Consider the following 14,758-nt stretch of genomic DNA (forward strand, 5'->3'; position numbering starts at 1 on the left):
TATGAAGCACCAACCGTTTAACTGGCCGGATTATATCGGGCTGATGGAGCAGTTGCTTGCCATTCCGCTGGACGACGAGCGCCGCAGGGAGCTGGAGGTCCAGCTGGCACGTATTGCCGCGATGGCAGAGCCGCTGATGGTGTTCCCTCTGCCCGACCGTCAGGAAGCCGCCGGAGTCTATAAATTATGACCACACTTTCCATCCGCCAGATTCGCCGGGGGCTAGAAGACAAAACGTTCTCGGCCACCGAGCTTGCTCAGCAGACGCTGGCGAAGGTTGAAGAGCTTAATCCGCAGGTTAATGCTTTTACCGGGGTTACCCAGCCACGCCTGCTTGAAGAGGCCGCAGCGGTGGACCTCTCTATTGCCCGGGGAGAGACACTACCCGCCCTTGCCGGGGTGCCCTACGCGGTTAAAAACATTTTTGATATTAAAGGCCTGACGACACTTTCCGGCGCGAGTCTGTTTGCTGAACAGGCACCAGCGCAGGAAGATGCATTTGCCATCACCCGGTTGCAAAAGGCGGGCGGCATGCTCGGCGGTGCGCTGAATATGGACGCTTACGCCTACGGTTTTACCACCGAAAATAGCCATTACGGCGCAACCAAAAATCCGCTCGACCTGACGCGTATTGCGGGGGGATCTTCGGGCGGCTCGGCGGCAGCCGTCGCGGCAGGAATGGTGAATTTCACTCTCGGCACCGACACTAACGGCTCCATTCGGGTGCCTTCATCGCTTAGCGGAATTGTGGGCCTGAAGCCGACGTTTGGCCGCCTGTCGCGCGGCGGCAGCCATCCGTTTGTCGCCAGTCTCGACCATATTGGGCCGATGGCCCGCAGCGTGGAAGATGTGGCGACGGTTTACGATGTGCTTCAGGGATATGACGGCAAAGACCCGTTCCAGGCGCGGCGAGACATTGAGCCCGTTTTCGACACGCTGGAAAGCCGTCCAGCGCTTCGCTGTGCGGTACTAGACGGCTTTTTTGAGCGCTGGTGCAATGACGATGCAAAAGAGGCGGTACTGCGCGTAGCCAAAGCGCTTCAGGCTACGGAGCAGGCCTCTATGCCAGAGGCCGAACTTGCCCGCTCCTCGGCCTTCCTGCTGACGGCGGCGGAAGCAGGAAACCAATATCTTCCAGCCCTGCGCGTAAGCCCCGAGCGCTTTGAGCCTAACTCTCGTGAACGCCTGCTGGCCGGAGCCATGACGCCTTCCGCCTGGTACACCCAGGCCCAGCGCTTCCGCGCCTGGTTCCTCGAGCGCACGCTGCCGCTGTTCGAGAGATTTGATCTGCTTATCGCCCCGGCCACGCCTTGCAGCGCCACGCTTATCGGCCAGCAGACCATGAACATCAACGGCGTGGAGCTGCCGGTGAAAGCCAGTATGGGACTCTTAACTCAGCCGATTTCATTTCTCGGTTTCCCGGTGGCCAGCGTGCCGCTAGCCACAGCAGGCGGTTTGCCGATTGGCGTGCAGCTGATTGCCGCTCCGTGGCGGGAAGATATTTGCCTGCAAGCCGCACGTCACCTGGAGCGCCAGGGTGTATTACAGATGAAGGTAGATTAAATGATGCGAGAAAATATTGACCGCCCGGCGATTCTGAATGAAGTCACCGCGGCCTTTTACCGCTATGAGCAGGCGCTGATAAGCAACGATGTGGCGGTGCTGGACGAGTTATTTTGGGAAGATGCCAGCACCGTGCGCTTTGGCGCGACGGAGAATCTTTACGGCATCGACCAGATCCGCGCCTTCCGCAGCGGCCGCTCGCCAAAGGGGCTGGATCGCCAGCTGAGAAACACCGTGATAACCACCTTCAGCGACGAACTTGCGGTGGCAAGCACCGAGTTCACGCGCGAAGGCAGCGATAAAATCGGCCGCCAGATGCAGACCTGGGTACGCTTTCCCTCAGGCTGGAAGATTGTGGCCGCGCATGTAAGTTTGATGGGGTAGTTTTTCTCCTCCCGTCACGTCGGGAGGGGAATTAAATCACTAGCCAGCAAAAGGATGCATCTTCACCCAATGCTCGGCGATTTCCTGCCTTCTGCAAATCCACACGCACTCGTGCTGCTGCACGTAGTCCAGAAAACGCTGTAGCGCCCGGAAGCGGCCGGGCCGCCCCAGCAGACGGCAGTGCATGCCAATCGACATCATCTTCGGCGAGGTTTCCCCCTCTTCGTACAGCACGTCAAAGCTGTCTTTCAGGTAGGTGTAGAACTGCTCGGCGGTGTTAAAACCCTGTGCGGTGGCGAAACGCATGTCGTTGGCGTCCAGAGTGTAGGGCACGATGAGATGCGGTTTTACGCTGCCGTCTTCGCAGGTAACTTTGCTCCAGAAAGGCAGGTCATCACCGTAGTAGTCGCTGTCGTAGAGAATGCCGCCGTGCTCCACCACCAGCCTGCGAGTGTTCGGGCTGTCGCGGCCGGTGTACCAGCCCAGCGGGCGCGAACCGAATAAGTCTTCAAGGATTTCCATCGCCTGGTGCAGGTGCTGCCGCTCGGCCGCCGGATCCATATTTTGATAGTGGATCCAGCGCCAGCCGTGGCTGACCACGTCGTAATCTGCCGCTTTAATGGCGGCGACGATTTCCGGGTTACGGGCCAGCGCCATTGCCACGCCAAATACCGTCAGGCTCAGACCACGTTTCTGAAACTCATTATGAATACGCCAGAACCCGGCGCGGGAGCCGTATTCGTAGAGCGAGTCCATCGACATATGGCGGTCGGGATAGCTGGCCGCCCCGACGATATCGGAAAGAAATTGTTCGGAACCGGGGTCGCCGTGCAGGACGTTGTTTTCCGCCCCTTCCTCAAAGTTGAGCACAAACTGAAGCGCAATACGTGCGCCGTTGGGCCACTGCGCATGAGGCGGATTACCCGCATAACCCGCAAGATCGCGCGGGTAGTTTTCGGTAAAGGGGTAACGCATAGGTTTAGCTTCGTGCTGCATATTTACTCCTTTAACCTTAGCTCAGGCGGGCAAAAGAGCCGGAAAGCGGCTTTGGGTTAGGGTATGCAAGGTCGCCGAATTTGCTGGTACCGATGCCGAGTGCGATAAGAGACTCCACCATTTTGACCGCAGCCGTCACGCCGTCGATAACCGGGATGCCGATTTCTTCGGTCAGCTCTTTCGCCAGGTTAGCCATGCCGCCGCAGCCCAGCACAATGGCTCCGCTGTTATCTTCTTTTTTAGCCTGAATGCAGCGCTCGCGTACCAGGCGTTGGGCAAGACCGGTGCCGTCTTCCAGCGCCAACACCGGCAAATCAATGGCGTGCAGCGCCGCACAATGGTGCTCAAAACCATACTGGCGCAATAAATGACGAGCGATGATTACGGTGCGCGGCAGCGTGGTCACGATAGAAAAGCGCGTAGCCACCAGCGTTGCCATGTGCATGGCCGCCTCGGCAATCCCGATGACCGGACCGCTTGCCAGCTCACGCGCCGCCAGCAGCCCCGGATCGCCAAAGCAGGCAATAACATGGCCGTTTGCGCCCTGCTCTTTACCCCGTTTGATTTGCTCAAGCACGCCGATAGCCGCGATGGCTTCATCAAAATGCCCTTCAATGGACTCCACGCCCTGCTCCGGGCAAACGGCGAGAATTTTCGTGCCCGCCGCGGCCACGCTGCGGGCCGCCTCGCCAATTGTGTGGGTCATCGCCACGCTGGTATTCGGGTTGATCACTTGAATGATGGGCTGCTGCATGATTAGTCCTGTCTGGTGCCAAAGAGGCGTGCGAAGTCCGGAGTTGTTTCACCGCCGCGCTCAAAATGCAGGCTGGAAACGATATGTTCAAAGTGGTGCTGCATCGCAAGCGTTAGCGGCTCAAGCGCTTTATTGCGCAGCAGATCGATAAGGTTTTCATGATCGTCGCAGCGGCAGCCACGCTGCCACGGAGCGCCCCACGCGGCGATCACCAATGATGAACGGTGCGTTAACCCGGTGACCATCTCCGTCAAAACCGCGTTACCCGAAATAGCCTGGAGCTGAATATGGAATGCGGCCGAGAGGCGGATAGCCGCCGGACCGTCGCCTTCGCGGTGCGCTTTCTCTTCTTGTTGCGTTATTTTGCGCAGCGCGGCGAGGTGAGGCGCCTGAATGTGTTCCAGGACATGAGACAGGTTGGCGCATTCAATGACCGCCCGGGTCTGGAAGATAGCTTTCGACTCTTCGACGTCCGGCATGGCAACAAATGCACCACGCCCGGGCAGCATGGTGATCATTTGCACCGTTGCGAGGCGCGTGAGCACTTTGCGGATCCCGGTGCGGCTGATGCCAAAAACTTCTGCCAGCGCTTCTTCCGGCAGCTTACTGCCGGGTGGAAGCTGATGTTCAACCATCGCCGTCATTAACGATTGCCAGATAAATGCTTCTTTTTCCTGTAATTCCACCGGGGCTGTGACCCCAAAATCACGTTTCATTCACGACTCCTGTTAGCACCCTGCCACGACATTTTGTATACAATATCATTTATAATTGAATACAAGAAACGCAAACCTGGCCTGGTTCCTGCAATACTTTTGGCAGACATAATCCACCTTCTGTTTTATAGGAGCAGATCCCATGCCAGGTATAAAGAACAACGCAACAGCCACGAAAGAGAGTGCCAACGCAGGCTACAGCCCGCGCCTGTGCAACGATGACCTGGCCCCAACCCGCAACCAGACTTGGTCGTGGTACAACATCTTTTCGTTTTGGATGTCCGATGTACACAGCATGGGCGGCTATGTGGTCGCCGCCAGCTTCTTTACTCTCGGGCTTGCCAGCTGGCAGGTGCTGATTTGCCTGCTGGCCGGGATCTGTATTGTGCAGGTGTGCGCTAACCTGGTAGCTAAACCAAGCCAGATGGCGGGCGTGCCGTATGCGGTCATTTGCCGTCAGGCGTTTGGCGTGTTTGGCGCGAATATTCCGGCGGTGATCCGCGGGCTTATCGCCTTCGCCTGGTACGGTATACAAACTTATCTGGCGGCCAACGCATTAATGCTGGTGCTGCTGAAGTTCTGGCCGACACTTGCCCCGATGACCGGCGTTAGCTTCCTCGGCCTGTCCCAGCTTGGCTGGATTTGCTTTGGTATTATGTGGGTGCTCCAGGCGCTGGTGTTCTGGCACGGCATGAACGCTATCAAACGTTTTATCGATATTGCCGGGCCTGCGGTGTACATCGTGATGATGGCGCTGGCCGGGTGGATCCTTTACCAGACCGGATTCGACGGTATTTCCTTCACCTTAGCCAGCAAACATCTTAGCTCCGGCGAGCAGGTATGGCAGATGATCACCGCAACCGCACTGGTGGTGTCCTACTTCTCCGGCCCGCTGCTTAACTTTGGCGATTTCTCCCGCTACGGGAAAAGCATGCAGGAGATCCGTCGCGGTAACCGCTGGGGTCTGCCGTTTAACTTCCTGCTGTTCTCCATCGTGACGGTTGTCATTGTTTCCGGTACCCAGTCGCTGTTCGGCAAAATGATCACCGACCCGATTGAAACCGTCAGCCATATTGGTAACAGCCTGGCAATGGCGATTGGCCTGCTGACCATGATAACAGCCACTATCGGGATCAATATTGTCGCGAACTTTGTTTCTCCGGCATTCGACTTCTCTAACTGTTCACCGCAGAAAATTAGCTTCCGTGCGGGCGGGATGATTGCTGCCGTAGGTTCGGTGCTGCTGACGCCGTGGAACCTGTTCCAGTCGCCGGAACTTATCCACTACACGCTGGACGTTCTGGGATCGTTTATCGGGCCGCTGTTCGGCATCCTGCTGGCCGACTTCTACCTGGTTAAGGGCGGCACGATCCACGTCGACGATCTGTTTAACGACACGCCGAAAGGCCGCTACTGGTACAGCAAAGGCTTTAACCCAAAAGCGATTATTGCCCTGGTGCCTTCCGTTGCCGTTTGCCTGACCATCAGCTTTATTCCTTCGCTGCATGAAGTGGCAAACTTCAGCTGGTTTATCGGCGTGTTCCTGGGACTGAGCTGCTACCGCTGGCTGGCGCGCAGTGAAAAAGGCGCAGTTGCGGTTGGCTTCTCTGGCCGCGTCGCGACTTCTAAAGAGTAAAAATAAAGCCCGGGTCATCGAGATCCGGGCTTTTGGCTGGCTTGTTAATTCTCGACATACTCTTTTTCCTCTCTCCGAAGACTTTCTTGAATAGCGGGGCCCGACACGGGGTAATATATCCCTCCTCCATTCTTTCGAGCCAAATCCTGTGTCTAAGGAGCTCCCATTGCTCAGCAGTAAGAAGTCGGCCACCGGGGCTACGCCCCATTCGCCACCGGCCTGGTATGTTTTATTTCTTTTCACTCTTCCGCCCCTGCTTTGGGCGTGCAATTACATTGTGGGTAAAGCCGTTCGTAACGATATTCCCCCGGTCGGGCTGACCTTTATGAGGTGGCTGGTGGCGCTGGTCGTGATCCTGCCTTTTGCCTTCCCGTATATAAAAAGAGACTTTCGCCGTTATCGGGAGTACGCCGGGTGGATTATTGCCGTGTCGGTTACCGGCATCGTTTGCTTTAGCCTGCTGGTTTATATTGGGCTGCACCATACTTCCAGCACCAACGCCCTGCTGCTCAACTCCTGCATTCCGGTGCTGATTATGCTGTTTGGCGCGCTGTTTTTTGGCCACAAGCTCAGCATCAAGCAGGTTGTGGGCCTGGCAATTTCCTGCTGCGGCGTGCTGTTTATTATCTTTAAAGGCGATATTCACGGCCTGATGCAAATGGCGTTTTCGTCGGGCGACCTGATGTTGCTGGCGGCGATGGCTTGCTTTGCGCTTTATACGCTGTGGATACGCAAGATCCCTTCAGACATTAGCAGAATGGGGCTATTGGGCGTTCAGGTTGCTATTGCCCTGGTGGTAACGTTGCCGCTGTGGCTGCATGAAATAAGCACCGGGGCCGTGCCGGACTGGAACACGATGACCGTTTCAGCGGTGGTGTTTCTCGGCGTCTTCCCGTCGTTTGTTTCTTATCTGCTTTATGGCCGCTGTGTTGAGACGGTGGGCGCCGCCCGTGCCGGGCTGAGTATTCACCTGATCCCGGTGTTTGGCGTAGTGCTGTCGCTGATTTTCCTCGGCGAGACGCTGCATCTTTTCCATATCATCGGCATTGCGACTATTTTGGTTGGAGTGGCGCTGGCCAGCAGACGCTAGCGTTTATTCAGGCGGGCCCCGCGCCAAAAGGTGCGGGGCGAATATCGCAAGACGTATCCACCTGGACGGCAGAAACGACGAAGGCCTGAATCATTGCTGACTCAGGCCTTCTGAATTGTGGCGGAACGGACGGGACTCGAACCCGCGACCCCCTGCGTGACAGGCAGGTATTCTAACCGACTGAACTACCGCTCCGCGTTTTGTTCCCCGTCGGGAACGAGGCGAATATTACGGTTTGCCCCGGAAACCGTCAATGCTTTTTATCACAAAATTAACCGTTTGCTTTAAAAACCACCTGAGTGATGATTTTTAACTCATTTTAGCTATTTTTAGCTGCGCCACAGGCAGCTTCCGCCCTTCTTTTGCACCAAATCGAGGCGTGATTCATGGGCAATTAGCTCTTCATCGCTGGCGTGAATAACCCGCATGCCCGACGCCCGGCGCACAACGCGCTGTATTCCATCATTGCCCTGCTGCTGCTGAACATCCCCTTCCATAGAAAACTTCAGCGATGTCTGCCCGCCGGTCATCATCAGATAGACGTCGGAGAGGATCTGGGCATCGAGTAATGCGCCGTGCAGCGTACGTTTGCTATTGTCTATTTCGTAGCGCGAGCAGAGTGCATCGAGGCTGTTTCGCTTGCCCGGGAACATCTTACGGGCCATCGCCAGGCTGTCGGTAATCTTACAGAAGGTTTCTGTTTTTGGGATATCGCGCCGCAGCTTGCTGAACTCGTAGTCCATAAAGCCGATATCAAACGATGCGTTGTGAATAACCAGTTCGGCACCGCGAATGTAGTCGAGGAACGAGTCGGCCACCTGGTCAAACGTCGGTTTATCTGCCAGGAACTCGTCGGCGATACCGTGAACGCCAAAGGCTTCCGGGTCCACCAGCCGGTCCGGCTTCAGGTAGACGTGGAAGTTATTGCCCGTCAGGCGGCGGTTGATAACTTCAACCGCACCAATCTCGATAATGCGATGCCCCTCGTAGTGAGCACCGATTTGGTTCATACCGGTGGTTTCGGTATCGAGGACTATCTGTCTGGTGGCTGTAGAAATCATATAGCTGTGCTCATCGCGCTCGTTTATGTCAGACTTGGCTTTTTCATCAAAGGAAGTCTACCAGAGATGCGTAAACAGGTAGAAGTTTTCACCGACGGCTCCTGCCTGGGTAACCCAGGCCCGGGCGGCTACGGTGCAATTTTACGGTACAAGCAACACGAAAAAATTTTTAGCGAAGGGTTTCGTCTTACGACCAATAACCGCATGGAGATGATGGCCGCGATTGTTGCGCTTGAAGCCCTTATCGAGCCGTGCGATATCGTGCTGAGCACCGACAGTCAGTATGTGCGCCAGGGAATCACCCAGTGGATCCATAACTGGAAGAAACGCGGCTGGAAAACGGCCGACAAAAAACCGGTAAAGAATGTCGATCTGTGGAAGCGCCTGGATGCCGCGCTGAACCAGCACGAAATCAAGTGGGAATGGGTTAAAGGCCACGCGGGCCACCCTGAAAACGAACGCTGCGACGAACTGGCCCGCAACGCTGCGTCTAATCCTGTTCGTGAGGATGTGGGTTATCAGCCGGATGCGGCTGCGCCTTAACGGTTTCACTATACTGCCGCGTCGCCCCTACCGCGGAGCGAATCTGATTTTTCGCTTTGCGGCTCTTCATCGGGTTCAGGGTCAGCGGCAGCGTGCGCTTACGCGCCACGATAACGTGCATACAGCCGAGCGCCGGTAAATGGGTGCTCAACATCTTTCCCCCCTGCCGGTGCCAGGGCAGCACCTGAAAACTCCGCCGGTACATCACTTCAAAGTTAAGCAGTGCAAGCCAGTCAAACTGACGCATAGGGGTAAACATGCGGCTATTATACGGCACGCGTTTGCGCAGGAACGGGATTGTCTTGCCCAGCCCCAGTAAACTGATGGGGTTAAAGCTGCTGAGCACAATCCAGCCGTCGTCAATCAGCACTCTGTCTACTTCACGCAGCAGGCGATGAGGGTCCGGGCACCAGGGCAACGTGTGGGCCAGCAGGCAGGCATCAACCGATTTTGCCGCGAAAGGCAAATGCAACGGATCGGCATTCACCTGTAGACTATCTCCCTGAAGTGCCACATTGACCTGATGCGAAATAGCACAGGCTTCGGTGTCTATCTCCGCACTCAGATTACCGATTTTCAGCAGGTGAAAACCGAACATTTTGCCAAGCCACGGGCGCAACTGCTGGTTGAGCGCTTCCCGGTAGTATTCTCCCCAGGGCAGTTGCTCCCAGTGATGGGGGGAAGTGAGAATGTCAGGTATCCTTGCCGGTTTCATCACTACTTTCCTAATAGCCTAACGAGAGGTTGAATTATGAATCTTAACAGTATTCGCGCCTTCCAGGACAACTACATCTGGGTGCTTAATAACGAGTCGGGAAAATGCGTGATTGTCGACCCGGGCGAGGCCGCTCCGGTACTGAAAGCTATAGAGGAAAACGAGTGGCAGCCCGAGGCGATTTTGCTGACGCATCATCATGCCGACCACGTTGGCGGCGTCGTGCAGCTTAAAGAGAAATACCCGGCGATTGAAGTGTACGGCCCGGAAGAAACCCGCCTGAAAGGCGCGACCCGGATAGTAGGCGAAGGCGACAAGTTTAGTCTGTTTGGCGAGGAATATAGCGTTATAGCAACACCTGGTCACACTTTAGGCCATATCTGCTTTTTTAATTTTCCTTATCTATTCTGCGGTGACACAATGTTTTCCGGCGGCTGCGGGAGGCTATTTGAAGGCACTCCAGAGCAGATGTTCAATTCATTTCAAAAGCTTAACAAGCTCCCTGCGGAAACATTAATTTGTTGCGCACATGAGTATACGGAATCCAACATCAAGTTTGCCTTAAGTATTTTACCCGAGGATGAGCAAATAGTCGGATATTACCGAAAAGTGAAGGAGTTACGCGCAAAAAACCACTCAACCTTGCCGTCCTCGCTGCAAACAGAACGCCAGATAAATGTTTTTTTACGCACGGAAGAGCCTGTTTTAAAAAGTAAAATCCAAAAAGAAACAAACTTGCAACAACCCCAGGAAATATTCGCCTGGTTAAGGGCAAAGAAGGACAGCTTCTGAATTTTCTGGTTGTGTTGTCGAAAAGGCGACGGTATTATCGCTCGTCTTTTAAGCAACCATTGACACACACATGAAGGCAAAAGCGATACTACTCGCCTCTGTCTTGCTTGTCGGGTGCCAGGCGTCAAAGCATGACGCTAACATTCAACAGCACGCACAGAGTCTGTCTGCAGCTGGTCAAGGTGAAGCAGGAAAGTACACGGGTCGAGCGACCTCTGCGCGATGGATGGATGATGGAACCTTCCTCGCGCAAGATCAAAACCTGTGGAACTTCATCGGCAACGAGCTAAAGATGGGGATACCGGAAAACGTCCGGATCCGCGAACAGAAACAGAAGTACCTGAGTAATAAGAGCTATCTCCACGATGTAACATTACGGGCAGAGCCGTATATGTACTGGATTGCCGGGCAGGTTAAGAAACGCAACATGCCGATGGAACTAGTACTACTACCCATAGTGGAGAGCGCTTTTGACCCCCACGCGACGTCTAGCGCGAATGCCGCAGGCATTTGGCAGATTATTCCAAGTACGGGGCGCAATTACGGTCTTAAGCAGACCAAAGCGTACGATGCACGCCGCGATGTAGTGGCTTCAACCACCGCAGCGCTGGATATGATGCAGCGTTTAAATAAGATGTTTGACGGCGACTGGTTGTTGACCGTGGCGGCGTATAACAGCGGCGAAGGCCGGGTGTTGAACGCCATTAAAGCGAATAAATCGCGGGGTAAACCTACCGATTTCTGGTCGCTTGCTCTGCCACGAGAAACAAAAGTATACGTACCGAAGATGCTGGCTTTGAGCGATATTCTCAAAAATAGCCAGAGGTACGGTGTACGTTTGCCGACGACGGATGAAAGCCGCGCGCTGGCGCGTGTTGAAGTCAACAATCCGGTTGAGTTAACGCAGGTTGCCGACATGGCAGGCATGTCGCTAACCAACCTGAAGACCTTCAACGCTGGCGTGAAGAGTTCAACCGTTGGGAAAAGCGGCCCGCAATATGTGATGGTGCCTAAAAAGCACGCGGCACAGTTGCGTAGCTCCCTCGCCTCCGGCGAGATTGCAGATGTTCAGCCAACGTTAGTTGCGGATAACCGCAGCAGCGCGGGCGGCAACAAATCTTATAAGGTGCGTTCCGGGGATACCCTGTCCAGCATCGCTTCCCGCCTCGGCGTGAATAGCAAAGATTTGCAAAGGTGGAACAAACTGCGCGGCACGCACCTGAAAGTCGGGCAAACGCTCAGCGTGAATAATGCTGGCGCGCAGTTAGCCGACAATAGCAGCATCACCTATCAGGTGCGCAAGGGTGATTCCTTGTCGAGTATTGCTAAACGTCATGGCGTGAACATCAAAGATGTGATGCGCTGGAACAGCAGTACAGATGACCTGAAGCCTGGAGATCGGCTGACGCTGTTTGTCAGCGGTAATTCTTCACCAGAGACCTGATAAGCACTAAAAAGGCACCTTACCGGTGCCTTTTTCTTTTCTGCGTTACGCCTTCCAGGCCTCCAGCATAATGATATCGCTGGTAAACGAGCCGTCCCGCTGTAATTCAAAGTAGTGTTTGACCTCATCCGAGGCGCTTTTCTGATAGGCGCGGATAGCGTCCGACAGCACTATCGGCGTTCTCATTCTGGCTATCCAACTGGAAAACTCGAGGTTCAGACGGTCGCACAATACGCTGCGGGTCATCAGGCCTGCATCGTTAAACAGGCTCAGCCACTCGCCGCTGGAATAGTTGCGCACGTGGGAAGTATCTCGCAGCGCTTCCACCGTTTGCAGCCAGATATCCTTCACCGGATGCCCCGGAGAGGTGACGTCCATAAAGATAGCCACCCCACCCGGCTTAAGGACGCGCTTAACCTCACGCAGGGCCTGGCCGACGTCGTGCCAGTGGTGCGCCGAATAGCGGCTAATCACCACATCAAAAGTGCCATCATCGAAAGGCAGCTCTTCCGCGTAGCCCTGACGGGTTGCGATATTGGTAATGCCGCGCGTGGTTGCGGCATCCGCGACTACGGCCAGCATTTGCTCTGATAAATCGTAAGCGACGACTGATTTAACTTTTGCGGCAGCAATAAAACTGGCATGCCCTGCCCCGCATCCCATGTCCAGCAGAACGGCATTAGGAAAATCGTTCAGGCGAGCGCTAAGGCGCTCCAGATCCCGCCCGGAGGCATGAACCGTGCTGGTTAAATAAGCGCTGGCCTGGGAACCAAACTGCTGACCGACTTTGTCGTGATGGGATTGTGTTGTCATCGTTATGTCCTTGCGGTTAAGTAAGAAAAAGGGCAGCGCACAGGTCTGCCCAACGGCAGACCTGACGAACCTTATTTCAGCTCAGGCTTGCCGGGACGGAATTCAACTAGTAGCGGGTTGTGATCGGAAGCGCGGGTTACCAGCACGGAGGCTTCGGTAACATTCAGGCCACGGTAGAAGACGAAATCGAGCGGACGACCAAACGCCCGGCGGCGGTGATCGTCGGTAAAGCGAACTTCACGCAGCGTCATCTCACGCGCAAAGCGGAACAAGGCATTCATACGCGGGCGGCTCCAGGCATTAAAATCACCGGCCATAATAACCGGCCCATTGTGATGCCCGATTTGATCGCCAATCGGCCCCAGTTGCTTGCTGTAGACATCTACGCCAAGGCTAAAATTGACCGCGTGGATATTAATAACCATCAGCATGCGGCCATCGGGAAGCGGGTAAACCGTCACCAGAGCAGATTTAGATAAGCGCAGGATAGGCTCGCGTTCGCGAAGCGGGCAGCAATAAACGGGATGAGCAGCAGAAAGCGTCATGACACCAGACGGGTGCTGCGGTAACACAAAAGCGGGAACCTGGTCGGCCGCCAGATAGTTGCTGGTGGCAAACCTGACTAATTCAGGGGTGGTTTGCGCTTCCTGCAATAACACCAGTTGCGCATCTTTACCGAAAGTTTGCAGCACCGAAAGCCAGTCGGCCCGCTGCTGCTTAAAGATGTTCCACACCAGTACCCGCAAATTGCCCTGACCGGGCAACGGTTCACCGGGTGGTAATGCCTGACCAATGTTAGCAAACGAGCCGGGAGGCAAAATTCGCTCCGCTGGCTGTCCGGCTACATATCGCATGGCATAGGTATTCTTGTGCACGTTTGACTGACGACCTCTGTAACTCAAAATGCCCACAGGGCGTGGGCTATCTTTCAGTTATAGGGATTTTAGAGCAGACTTTCAACGACCATTACAAACCAATGCAATTCAGGAGCGTAAAACGCTACGCTCCTGTCGGGAGATTCAACCCATTGCTACACGAGAGCGCTTATCCAGTTTACCGCTCACGCCAATCAACAGCAGGGCAAAGACAACAATTACGGCACCGATCCACGGAGTCTGCGCCAGGCCATAGTTTTGTACCGTCTGGCCGCCAATAACAGAGCCGATAGCGATACCCACGTTAAATGCGGCGATGTTCAGTCCAGAGGCGACATCGACGGCGTTAGGCGTGAACTGTTCCGCTTTCTGTACCACGTAGACCTGCAATCCTGGCACGTTACCGAAAGCAAAGATCCCCATAATCAGAATCGTAATCAGCGCGCCAATATGTGAGTGGGCGGTGAACTGGAATACCAGCAGCAGCACGGCCAGAGCAGCAAAGATGAACTTTAATGCCGGAACAGCGCCGTGGCGGTCCGCCAGTTTGCCTCCCCAGATATTACCGATAGCGACGGATACGCCATAACCAAGCAAGATCCAGCTAACTGCCGAAGGTGAAAAGCCTGCAAGATCCTGCATCATCGGAGCAAGGAAGGTGAAGGCGGTAAACACGCCGCCGTAGCCCAGAGCAGTAACCAGATAGATCAGAACCAGGCGCGGGTGGGTTAATACCTGCAATTGCTCCTTAATACTCGCCAGCGCACGGTTTGGAATATCTTTCGGGATAAGGATCATGCTGCTCACCAGCGCAATCAGGCCAATTAGCGATACCGCAAGGAAAGTCTCACGCCAGCCAAAGTGCTGCCCGATGAAGGTTCCCAGCGGCACACCGGTCACTAGCGCGACGGTCAGGCCGCCGAACATAATTGCGATGGCGGATGCGGCTTTCTCTTTTGGTACCAGGCTGGTAGCGATGGTAGAGCCAATAGAGAAGAACACGCCGTGGGCAAGGCCAGTGAGCAGACGCGCAACCACGAGAGTCTCATAATTAGGCGACAGCCAGGCCAGCACGTTACCGGCGGTAAACAGCGCCATCAGGCCAATAAGCAGCTGCTTACGAGGCAGTTTACCGGTCAGGGCCGTCAGTACCGGCGCACCGATAGCAACGCCCAGAGCATATATAGAGACCAGCAGCCCTGCGGAAGGCACAGAAATAGCCAGCTGATCGGCGATGGTGGGCACCAGCCCGACAAGAACAAATTCGGTAGTCCCGATTGCGAAGGCACTGATAGTCAGTGCGAGAAGCGCCAGAGGCATAATTTACTCCATAACAGGTGTCTTTTGATGACACGTAGTATGGCCGGATGTTTAAA

The 14,758-nt window shown here is 55.1% G+C and carries 16 protein-coding genes and 1 tRNA gene; 8 read left to right on the plus strand and 9 right to left on the minus strand.

Annotation, left to right across the window (positions count from 1 at the left end; genetic code table 11):
• Position 1 precedes the first annotated feature (1 nt).
• Genes hpxX through hpxZ form a run of 3 tightly spaced genes read left to right on the plus strand, consistent with a single transcriptional unit; the run spans position 2 to position 1,947 of the window.
• Positions 2-190 (plus strand): oxalurate catabolism protein HpxX, encoded by a 189-nt coding sequence (gene hpxX, locus FOC35_RS04620; protein ID WP_172568294.1) that lies wholly within the window; start codon positions 2-4, stop codon positions 188-190.
• Positions 187-1,563, plus strand: coding sequence for an AtzE family amidohydrolase (locus FOC35_RS04625; RefSeq protein WP_172568295.1), 1,377 nt, complete (start codon positions 187-189; stop codon positions 1,561-1,563). Before hpxX ends, FOC35_RS04625 begins: the two co-directional genes overlap by 4 nt.
• Positions 1,564-1,947 carry an oxalurate catabolism protein HpxZ gene (gene hpxZ, locus FOC35_RS04630; protein ID WP_172568296.1) on the plus strand — a complete coding sequence of 128 codons (384 nt, stop codon included), beginning with the start codon at positions 1,564-1,566 and terminating at the stop codon, positions 1,945-1,947.
• A gap of 39 nt (positions 1,948-1,986) precedes the next feature.
• Here the strand turns inward: hpxZ and puuE are convergent, their stop codons facing one another.
• Genes puuE through FOC35_RS04645 form a run of 3 tightly spaced genes read right to left on the minus strand, consistent with a single transcriptional unit; the run spans position 1,987 to position 4,413 of the window.
• Positions 1,987-2,943: an allantoinase PuuE gene (puuE, locus tag FOC35_RS04635; RefSeq protein WP_254065372.1), complete on the minus strand. Its 957-nt coding sequence runs from the start codon at positions 2,941-2,943 to the stop codon at positions 1,987-1,989.
• 16 nt (positions 2,944-2,959) lie between these two features.
• Positions 2,960-3,697, minus strand: a complete 738-nt coding sequence (hpxA, locus tag FOC35_RS04640) for an allantoin racemase (RefSeq protein ID WP_172568297.1) — start codon at positions 3,695-3,697, stop codon at positions 2,960-2,962.
• 2 nt (positions 3,698-3,699) lie between these two features.
• Complete coding sequence (locus FOC35_RS04645; RefSeq protein ID WP_172568298.1) at positions 3,700-4,413, minus strand: GntR family transcriptional regulator; 714 nt, start codon at positions 4,411-4,413, stop codon at positions 3,700-3,702.
• A 142-nt stretch (positions 4,414-4,555) separates the two neighbouring features.
• On the opposite strand from FOC35_RS04645, the gene FOC35_RS04650 reads away from it, so the two are divergent.
• Both FOC35_RS04650 and FOC35_RS04655 read left to right on the plus strand, forming a co-directional pair.
• On the plus strand, positions 4,556-6,049 hold the full coding sequence (locus FOC35_RS04650; RefSeq protein WP_016535010.1) for an NCS1 family nucleobase:cation symporter-1: 1,494 nt from the start codon (positions 4,556-4,558) through the stop codon (positions 6,047-6,049).
• 166 nt (positions 6,050-6,215) lie between these two features.
• Positions 6,216-7,139, plus strand: a complete 924-nt coding sequence (locus tag FOC35_RS04655) for a DMT family transporter (RefSeq protein ID WP_172568299.1) — start codon at positions 6,216-6,218, stop codon at positions 7,137-7,139.
• Positions 7,140-7,257: 118 nt separating this feature from the next.
• Here the strand turns inward: FOC35_RS04655 and FOC35_RS04660 are convergent.
• Both FOC35_RS04660 and dnaQ read right to left on the minus strand, forming a co-directional pair.
• Positions 7,258-7,334, minus strand: a tRNA-Asp gene (locus tag FOC35_RS04660).
• A 134-nt stretch (positions 7,335-7,468) separates the two neighbouring features.
• Positions 7,469-8,200, minus strand: coding sequence for a DNA polymerase III subunit epsilon (dnaQ, locus tag FOC35_RS04665; protein WP_016535007.1), 732 nt, complete (start codon positions 8,198-8,200; stop codon positions 7,469-7,471).
• Between the two features lie 66 nt (positions 8,201-8,266).
• On the opposite strand from dnaQ, the gene rnhA reads away from it, so the two are divergent.
• Positions 8,267-8,743, plus strand: a complete 477-nt coding sequence (rnhA, locus tag FOC35_RS04670; protein ID WP_039897938.1) for a ribonuclease HI — start codon at positions 8,267-8,269, stop codon at positions 8,741-8,743.
• Here the strand turns inward: rnhA and FOC35_RS04675 are convergent.
• The gene (locus FOC35_RS04675; RefSeq protein ID WP_172568300.1) at positions 8,691-9,458 is read right to left on the minus strand and encodes a class I SAM-dependent methyltransferase; all 768 of its coding nucleotides are present in this window, start codon (positions 9,456-9,458) and stop codon (positions 8,691-8,693) included. The two genes, rnhA and FOC35_RS04675, sit on opposite strands and share 53 nt — an antisense overlap.
• Before the next feature lie 36 nt (positions 9,459-9,494).
• Here FOC35_RS04675 and gloB point away from each other — a divergent pair, with 36 nt between their 5' ends.
• Both gloB and mltD read left to right on the plus strand, forming a co-directional pair.
• On the plus strand, positions 9,495-10,250 hold the full coding sequence (gloB, locus tag FOC35_RS04680; RefSeq protein ID WP_172568301.1) for a hydroxyacylglutathione hydrolase: 756 nt from the start codon (positions 9,495-9,497) through the stop codon (positions 10,248-10,250).
• A 70-nt stretch (positions 10,251-10,320) separates the two neighbouring features.
• Complete coding sequence (mltD, locus tag FOC35_RS04685) at positions 10,321-11,694, plus strand: murein transglycosylase D (protein ID WP_172568302.1); 1,374 nt, start codon at positions 10,321-10,323, stop codon at positions 11,692-11,694.
• A gap of 45 nt (positions 11,695-11,739) precedes the next feature.
• Here mltD and FOC35_RS04690 read toward each other — a convergent pair whose 3' ends face one another.
• From FOC35_RS04690 to FOC35_RS04700, 3 genes are all read right to left on the minus strand, one after another.
• Positions 11,740-12,507: a class I SAM-dependent methyltransferase gene (locus tag FOC35_RS04690; RefSeq protein WP_172568303.1), complete on the minus strand. Its 768-nt coding sequence runs from the start codon at positions 12,505-12,507 to the stop codon at positions 11,740-11,742.
• Positions 12,508-12,578: 71 nt separating this feature from the next.
• Complete coding sequence (locus FOC35_RS04695; protein WP_039897937.1) at positions 12,579-13,382, minus strand: endonuclease/exonuclease/phosphatase family protein; 804 nt, start codon at positions 13,380-13,382, stop codon at positions 12,579-12,581.
• Between the two features lie 144 nt (positions 13,383-13,526).
• Entirely contained in the window at positions 13,527-14,702 is a 1,176-nt protein-coding gene (locus tag FOC35_RS04700) for an MFS transporter (RefSeq protein WP_172568304.1), read from the minus strand.
• Positions 14,703-14,758 lie beyond the last annotated feature (56 nt).

This window comes from Cedecea sp. FDAARGOS_727, assembly GCF_012273235.1.
Taxonomy (GTDB): domain Bacteria; phylum Pseudomonadota; class Gammaproteobacteria; order Enterobacterales; family Enterobacteriaceae; genus Cedecea; species Cedecea davisae.